The sequence below is a fragment of the Bacteroidales bacterium genome (genome assembly GCA_016707785.1).
Taxonomy (GTDB): Bacteria; Bacteroidota; Bacteroidia; order Bacteroidales; family UBA4417; genus UBA4417.
On the sequence record JADJGZ010000029.1, the window covers coordinates 81029 to 88632 of the forward strand.

General features: G+C 40.2%; 8 protein-coding genes. All 8 read right to left on the reverse strand.

Going from position 1 to position 7604, the window contains the following annotated elements:
- Positions 1-28: 28 nt before the first annotated feature.
- Entirely contained in the window at positions 29-646 is a 618-nt protein-coding gene (locus IPH84_15050) for an AMP-binding protein (GenBank protein ID MBK7174509.1), read from the reverse strand.
- Positions 624-1673, reverse strand: coding sequence for an AMP-binding protein (locus IPH84_15055; GenBank protein ID MBK7174510.1), 1050 nt, complete (start codon positions 1671-1673; stop codon positions 624-626). The genes IPH84_15050 and IPH84_15055 overlap by 23 nt, the downstream gene beginning before the upstream one ends.
- Before the next feature lie 103 nt (positions 1674-1776).
- On the reverse strand, positions 1777-2553 hold the full coding sequence (rsmA, locus tag IPH84_15060; protein MBK7174511.1) for a 16S rRNA (adenine(1518)-N(6)/adenine(1519)-N(6))-dimethyltransferase RsmA: 777 nt from the start codon (positions 2551-2553) through the stop codon (positions 1777-1779).
- A gap of 18 nt (positions 2554-2571) precedes the next feature.
- Complete coding sequence (locus IPH84_15065; GenBank protein ID MBK7174512.1) at positions 2572-4404, reverse strand: tetratricopeptide repeat protein; 1833 nt, start codon at positions 4402-4404, stop codon at positions 2572-2574.
- 58 nt (positions 4405-4462) lie between these two features.
- Positions 4463-5734: a serine--tRNA ligase gene (gene serS, locus IPH84_15070; protein ID MBK7174513.1), complete on the reverse strand. Its 1272-nt coding sequence runs from the start codon at positions 5732-5734 to the stop codon at positions 4463-4465.
- A 132-nt stretch (positions 5735-5866) separates the two neighbouring features.
- A complete protein-coding gene (gene rpmA, locus IPH84_15075) occupies positions 5867-6130 on the reverse strand; it encodes a 50S ribosomal protein L27 (protein MBK7174514.1) in 264 nt (87 codons plus the stop codon).
- 65 nt (positions 6131-6195) lie between these two features.
- On the reverse strand, positions 6196-6507 hold the full coding sequence (rplU, locus tag IPH84_15080) for a 50S ribosomal protein L21 (GenBank protein MBK7174515.1): 312 nt from the start codon (positions 6505-6507) through the stop codon (positions 6196-6198).
- Between the two features lie 251 nt (positions 6508-6758).
- On the reverse strand, positions 6759-7604 hold an 846-nt coding region (locus IPH84_15085), incomplete at its 5' end, for a hypothetical protein (GenBank protein MBK7174516.1).

The window sequence follows — 7604 nt, forward strand, 5'->3', positions numbered from 1 at the left end:
ATGCTGAAATTCAGAACAGAACCTGGATTTATTTGACCCGTCTCTCTTTGAATTCTCCCTGAAGGTAGCGCTGAATAAGCTTATAACGTTGAATTTTCCCACTGGAGGTCTTTGGTATTTCATTAGACCGAATGAGCACCATTTCGTCGAGGTGGATCCCCAACTTCTTTCTTAAAAGCGACCTTAGTGAGGAAAGAGTCTCAATAGCCTTGGCTTCAGGCGTTCCTGCTATGAATCCCAGGACTTTCTCCTTGGATGTTTTTGGGTCGGTGATGCCACCAAATATTATTTTTCCGTAACTGATTCCTTCAATGGAACATGCAAGGTTTTCGAGATCATGGGCAAAATAATTCCTGCCATTCATAAATATTATATCCTTGTGTCTTCCACTGATATAAAGCGTTTTTTCAAAATAGAACCCAATATCGCCTGTTCTTAACCATTCTCCACAAAATGCTTTTTCTGTAGCTTCAGAATTGGCATAATAACCCCTGGTCAATGCAGGCCCCCCAACTTGAATATGTCCAACCATGCTTTCAGGAAGTAACTGATCAGAATCATCAACTATCCGAACTTCAACCTGATCCAGTGGTATACCAACAGAAGCAATACTTCTGGAAGGCTTATGGGTTGGTATTTTGGCCAACAGTTTTAGCTACTTTGTTTAGGTCAAGTTCTTCAATATCAAAATTATGAACCACTGTTGACTCCATTATTGGAGAAAAGGAAATTGCTAAAGTTGCTTCTGCCATTCCATAAACCGGCATCATTGCCTCTTCAGGGAATCCAAACTTTTTTAAGGATTCAACAAATTCATCCATGATTTTCACAGAGATGGGTTCTGCCCCATTAAGCAATGCACGCAGGGATGAGAAATCCCAATCCGGAATTCGGTTCTTCCTTTTCAGATGCCTGAGGACCAGTGCCTGGCCAAAATTTGGGCAACCTGTAACCCTGATTCTTTTATTACTGATCAAATCAAGCCATAAGGATGGATTCTTGATAAAATCAATTGTTTCAATATGAAATTGATTATGAGTATAATAAATGGGGGTAAGATGATAGCCTATTAGGCCCATATCATGATAAAGAGGCATCCAGTTTCCTGTATTCTCATCATGTGAAAATTGAAGCCCCAGCGTAATGGAATTCATATTATACATAAGATTCTTATGTGTTAATTTGATCCCTTTGGGTTCACCTGTACTTCCTGAGGAAAATTGAATGAATGCTGTATCATCAGACGATAATTGAACAGGCTCAAATTTCCCGTTTAAGTCTATGTCGCTGTAATATTTAATGCATCGGTGAAGATCATTGTTTTCATCTGAAATAGCCTTACTCAGAATAATCACAGGCTGGTTTAATAGACGAAATACATTGAGAAGCTTGATGGCTGCCTGGCTTTGATCGGCAAAGGAAATGGGAGGCTGAAGGACAGTCGGAATGATACCTGCCAGGAAACTTCCCCATAAACTAATGATGGTTTCCTGGTTAAATTCTGTAGCCAGGATAATTGTTTCACCTGGTTTTATTCCAATAGACTTTAATCCGGCTGCAAATAATTCCGCCTTTGATAATAGTTCAGAGTAGCTATGAAAGACCATAGAACCATCATCTGACACATAGGAAATCCCTCTGCCAGGAAAATTATTTGCCGCATTACGCAGCATCTCCGGTAATGTCAAATTTAACATTTGAAATGTTGTGAATCTGCAAAGTTAGTATTTCTGAGCTTGATGCTGGTCTCAGAAACCAGATCATTCTTCATTAGCCCTAAAGGGATTGTGCTGGTTTCAGTGCCTCTATTTCCAGCGTCAGCTCAACAAATTGATATACACTTAACTGTTCAGCTCTTTTGGAACTATAGGGTCCCTGGTAATCAGCAAGGGGCTTCAATGCATTGTGAAGAGTCTTCCGCCTTTGATTGAAGGCAGTTTTTACAACCGTATGAAACAACTTTGGATTGCATCCCAAATCTATAACTTCATTACGTATCAGCCTCACCACGGCTGAAGTTACTTTTGGTGGCGGGACAAATACGGTGGGAGGGACGGTAAACAGATATTCTACCTTATACCAGGCCTGTAAAAGGACACTCAATATACCATAAGTTTTGCTACCTGGTCCGGCGGCTATCCTTTGAGCCACTTCCTGTTGCAACATCCCTACAATCTCTGAAACCCGATCTCTTTCATCTATGGCTTTAAAAAATATCTGGCTTGAAATGTTATATGGGAAATTTCCAATCAATGCAAAGGTTCCAGGGAACAATTTTTTAATATCCAATCGAAGAAAGTCTCCGGATATCAAGCCTGAACCTAATTCCGGGTAATGGCTTTCGAGATAACTAACAGATTCCCTGTCGAGTTCAATCACTTTAAAATCCTGGAAACCTTTCTTAAGCAGATATTTAGTGAGCATGCCTGTCCCTGGACCTACCTCCAGCAGCGATTGCACAGTGGGTGATAAACTATCTGCAATAGCGGAAGCTATATTTTCATCCTTGAGGAAATGTTGCCCCAGTTGTTTTTTCGCTCTAACTTCATACATAAAATATCTCCTTGACGATTAATTAACAGGGTCATTTCTTAGACTTCTAAACCTCTTCCTTGCTTCGACAACATAGAGGCTTCCGGGGTAATTAATCATCAGATCCTGAAATAGTTGTTGCGCTTTTGCGGGCTCATTTAAATGGGATTCATAGAGATCTGCAAGGTGAAAAGTGGCATCATCTCCCAAAAGATCAAATGGATAGTCCTTGATCAGTGATGCATATAAATTTGCTGCATCCATAAACTGACCTTTCTTTTCCATGATTTCAGCTTTCTTAAAGATCACATCATCCAGAATGGCATGACCGGGAAATAATACTGAGAGACTGTCCAAAACAGCAAGAGCTTCAGAATATTGGTTCCTGAAAACAAATAAATCGGCTTCCGCATACATGGATAAAGGAATGGTAATGCTATCCTCCCCGATATTATCGCTTATCATCAGGGATAACTCCATTGCATCATTGGCAATCAATTTCGAAGTGGCTGCTTTCAAAATATCCAATTGTGTCCTGGCCCAATCAAACTCACCTATATAGAAGGATAACCGGGCATTTCTCAACTTGGCTTCATGCCCAAGCGGCTCATTTTTGAATGCTTTTTCAACCTGTGAATAAAGAAGCGTTGCTTCCCATTGCTCACCTGAAAATAAGTAGATATCTGCCAGTTCAAGTTTACACTGGGCTTGCTCTTTTGCAAGGGAATTAGGGATGGCGATTGCTTCTTCCAGCAATTGGATAGCTCCAACTGCATTATCAAGATAAAAAGCCTGAAGATGTGCTAAGTTCCTGATTAAAGGAAGTGTCCTTGGTCCTTTCCCCAGTTCATTAAGAAGTTCTTCGTATCGAATCCCCAGAAGCGCAATTTTCTCTTTTTCAATCACATATTTATCCGTGTATTGGATAAATTCTGTATTTAGCAATTGAACCCGGCTTTCAATAACAAGCAAGGGATCTGCATTTTTTTTGATAATATAATTGTATGCTTCAATGGCAACTGCATAATCATTGTTGCTAACTGCCATTGCCGCCAGGTCAAATATCCTTTGCCCACTTTCAGCATATCGCCTGTCAAGCGCTCGTGCCTGTATGAAGGCAAGTGAAAAATCTTTTTGCTGAATGGAATACCATAACAACAACTCGGCATATATGATTTCATCAGGGAATTGTTGTGTCCTGGTTAACAATACCTTTCTGAAAGTATCATTTTTCTCATTATCGGTATCGTAACTTAACCAGGATTGCAGTCGGTTTTGAACCATTGAAAGTTGAGTGGGCTGAGATGTCAACAGGTTCAGGTATTCGTCGAGCAACAATTCAGAGTTCCCAAGACTTTCATACAAATAGGAAAGTTCAATAGCAAACAGGCTTGGGTCCTTGAATAATTCCCTGCCTCGCTTATAAGCCCTCACTGCATAATCTGTTTCCCTGCGGTTCATGAAGGCATTGGCAAGATTATAAACCTGCGATCTGTCTGCCGTAAGATCCTTCAGGCTTTCTTCATACACTTTTCTTCCTTTTTGGGTTTCACCTTCCATAATGTAAACATATCCCATATCGATCTGGAACCTTGGATCGTTTGGAAATGTACGGGCTTGTTTACGGATGATCTTTTCAGCTTTCTCAAAATCCTTCAGTTCAATGATACAGTTGATGTAATAGATATAGTTGAACTGTGAAGGATTTTTTTCAAAAAGTCCTTCAAATACCATCATTGCCTTATCATATTCCTTATTCTGATAATACTGAACGCCCAGTTGTTCCTCAGTCTGTTGAGCCATAGCCCTGCCAGGACCCAGCCAAAGAATCAGGATCGTAAAGAATGAAAGTATGTGAATGGCAGGTTTCAAGATTGTAAGTTTAATTAGTGTTTTGCATTGATCTTCAAAGCCTGCGAGACGATGATGATCAGCTGATCATATCAAATCCGGTATAAGGAACCAGAGCTTTAGGGATCCGGATACCTTCCGGGGTTTGATTATTTTCAAGTAAGGCAGCAACAATCCTTGGTAACGCAAGGGCGCTTCCATTTAGTGTATGTGCAAGGCGTGTTTTACCAGTTTCTTCTTTAAAGCGGAGTTTCATCCTGTTCGACTGGAAGGTTTCAAAATTGGAAACAGAGCTTACTTCAAGCCAACGTTTCTGAGCCGCAGAATAGACTTCAAAGTCATATGTCCAGGCAGAGGTGAAGCTCATATCACCACCACATAAACGAATGATGCGGAATGGAAGTTCAAGTTTGCGAACCAGGTTGGTTACATGCTCACGCATCTCTTCCAATGCATTATAGGAATCGTCCGGATGACGGAGTTGGACAATCTCGACCTTGTCAAATTGATGCAATCTGTTTAATCCACGGACATCTTTGCCATAAGAGCCTGCCTCCCTCCGGAAACATGAAGAATAGGCAACATTTTTAACAGGGAAGTCTTCTGATTTCAGGATTACATCTCTGTAGATATTGGTAACTGGAACTTCTGCAGTTGGGATTAGGTAAAAATTATCCAATCCTACAAAATACATCTGGCTGTCTTTATCGGGAAGCTGTCCGGTACCGTAACCTGAGGCTTCATTTACCATCAGGGGAGGTTGAATTTCAAGATAGCCGGCTTTCAGGGCTTCGTCAATAAAGAAATTAATTAATGCACGCTGTAAACGGGCACCTTTCCCTTTATAAACAGGGAAACCTGCACCTGTTAGTTTAACCCCCAATTCAAAATCAATGATGTCATATTTTTGAGTTAACTCCCAATGAGGAACAGCACCTTCATGGAGTTGAGGTATCTCTGCTTCCTGAAGAACAACAGGGTTGTCTTCGGCATGACGTCCAGGAGGAGTGGTTGGATGGGGGAGGTTTGGTAATGTGACTAATTGGTTATTTAATTCCTTCTGAATCTCTTCAAGTCGTTCAGCCAGATCTTTGGCTAAGACCTTCAATTCTGCAGAGCGATCTTTCAAAGCCTGTGCTTCTGATTGCTTTCCGGACTTGAATAAATTTCCTACTTCACGGGCAATCTGGTTCGATTCTGCAAGATTATCATCCAGCAGTTTTTGTGTTTCCCTGCGATTTTGATCCATTTCCAGGATACGTTGAACAGTTTCGGCAGCATTGAAATGTTTTACAGAAAGTCTTTCAACTACCAATTGTGGGTTTTCCCGGAGAAAATTCAGTTCTAACATGGTTTTTTAAAATTATGAATGGATCAATTAGTCACTTTTAAGCTAAACAGGTACAAAAATAAAAATCTCCTGATTACCTCATCAGGAGATTTTATTGGGGAATTATCTTTGACAGCTGAAATGCTGCAATAATTATTCAGCGCTGAGAGGATGAACCGAGACGTAGGACTTATCGTTTCTTCTTTTCCTGAATTCAACAACTCCGTCACATAAGGCAAAAATAGTATGATCCTTGCCCAGGCCAACATTCAGACCTACATTATGAACAGTTCCACGTTGCCTGAGAATGATGTTTCCAGCCTGAGCAAATTGTCCGCCATAAATCTTCACTCCAAGTCGTTTGCTATGGGATTCACGTCCGTTCGATGAACTACCGGCACCTTTTTTGTGAGCCATTTTATTCTTTTATTAAAAGTTGTACAAAATATTACAATTCTTTGCCACAGGAAAATGATCTCCTGTTAGGCAGTAATTCCTTCAATCTGAAGCTGAGTAAGATCCTGGCGATGCCCGGTCTCTTTCTGATACCCTTTACGGCGCTTCTTTTTGAAAATTTTCACTTTCTTTCCGCGTGGATGAGCCAAAATCGTAGCACTGACAACAGCTCCAGATACCAAAGGCGCTCCAACACTGATATTGCCGTTGTTGTCAACAAGCAATACTTCATTAAACTCTACTTTTGAACCTTCTTCACCTGTAAGGCGATTCACAAAGATTTTCTGGTCTTTTTCAACCTTGAATTGCTGTCCGGCGATATCAACTATTGCGTACATTTTCAAACAATTATGGTGTTCCTGATAAAATTGGAGTGCAAAAGTAGTAAAAATTATTTTATAACAAGCAGATACCTTTTAAAAAATTAATGATTTCTTTCAATTTCATCAAAATATTAGGTTTATTAGCCTGCCTGTTTCTTTTCTTCACAGGTCTATGATTCAATAGGATAGGGCTTCACCTTCAATAATATTGGTAAAACCCTATCCTCATTTTTAATGAATTCACTTTTATGTACTTCTAATCAGACTTAGGGTAACTTCTTTCTTATAAAGGAACTCGTATTCTGATACAACAGTTCAATGTCCAGGTTTGTAACAGTTCCGTCTCCATTCAAGTCCTCAGGGAAATAACCTGATACCTGGTTACTGGCTTTATTATCCACGGGTATCAGATCCTCTGCATCAATTAATCCGTCTTGATTTACATCTCCTGTGTATAGCGCGTATCTGCCATCTGTCAATGGTTTGAGGTTTGCAGAAAATGCTTTTGCCGGTGCATCAAAGGCATAATTGATCATCCCGCCCGCAAATGAAACAGGACTTGAAGAAGTCGTTTCAATACTGTTTCTATGCTTAATGGTTAAGTAATATGAGCCATTCAGGTAGGAAGGGACATTGATCGTGACAAGCCCGGTTGTCTTTAACTGGACATTGTAAGCGGTGTAATGAATAATTGAATAATCAAACGAATCATGTAATTCAATGGTGATTATGTCAGCGATTCCACTTCCCCATTGAGAAGTATTTCCATTCGAAGATTCTCGCATCAACCCGGATCCAAGGTATAATCCTTCAACAAATACTTCCAGATTTAAAGTGCTAGCTGAACCCTCAGTGATACTTCCATTAATAAAAGTGAAAGTTACCGGATCCTGGGTTGGATTAGCCAGTGACAATAAACAATCGTTTTCAATAAACTCAAGCAACGCTATTCCCTGTTCAAAATTCAACCGGAGGTCAAAAATTGCATCACCCTCCGGTATGCTTACACCAGAAGTTATTGGTGGATTAAGTACCCAGTCAATTGTCAGGATTCCACTGTTAAACTGACTGGTTAATGTTCCATTAGCTGCAAGAAGGGGATGTAATTCAAA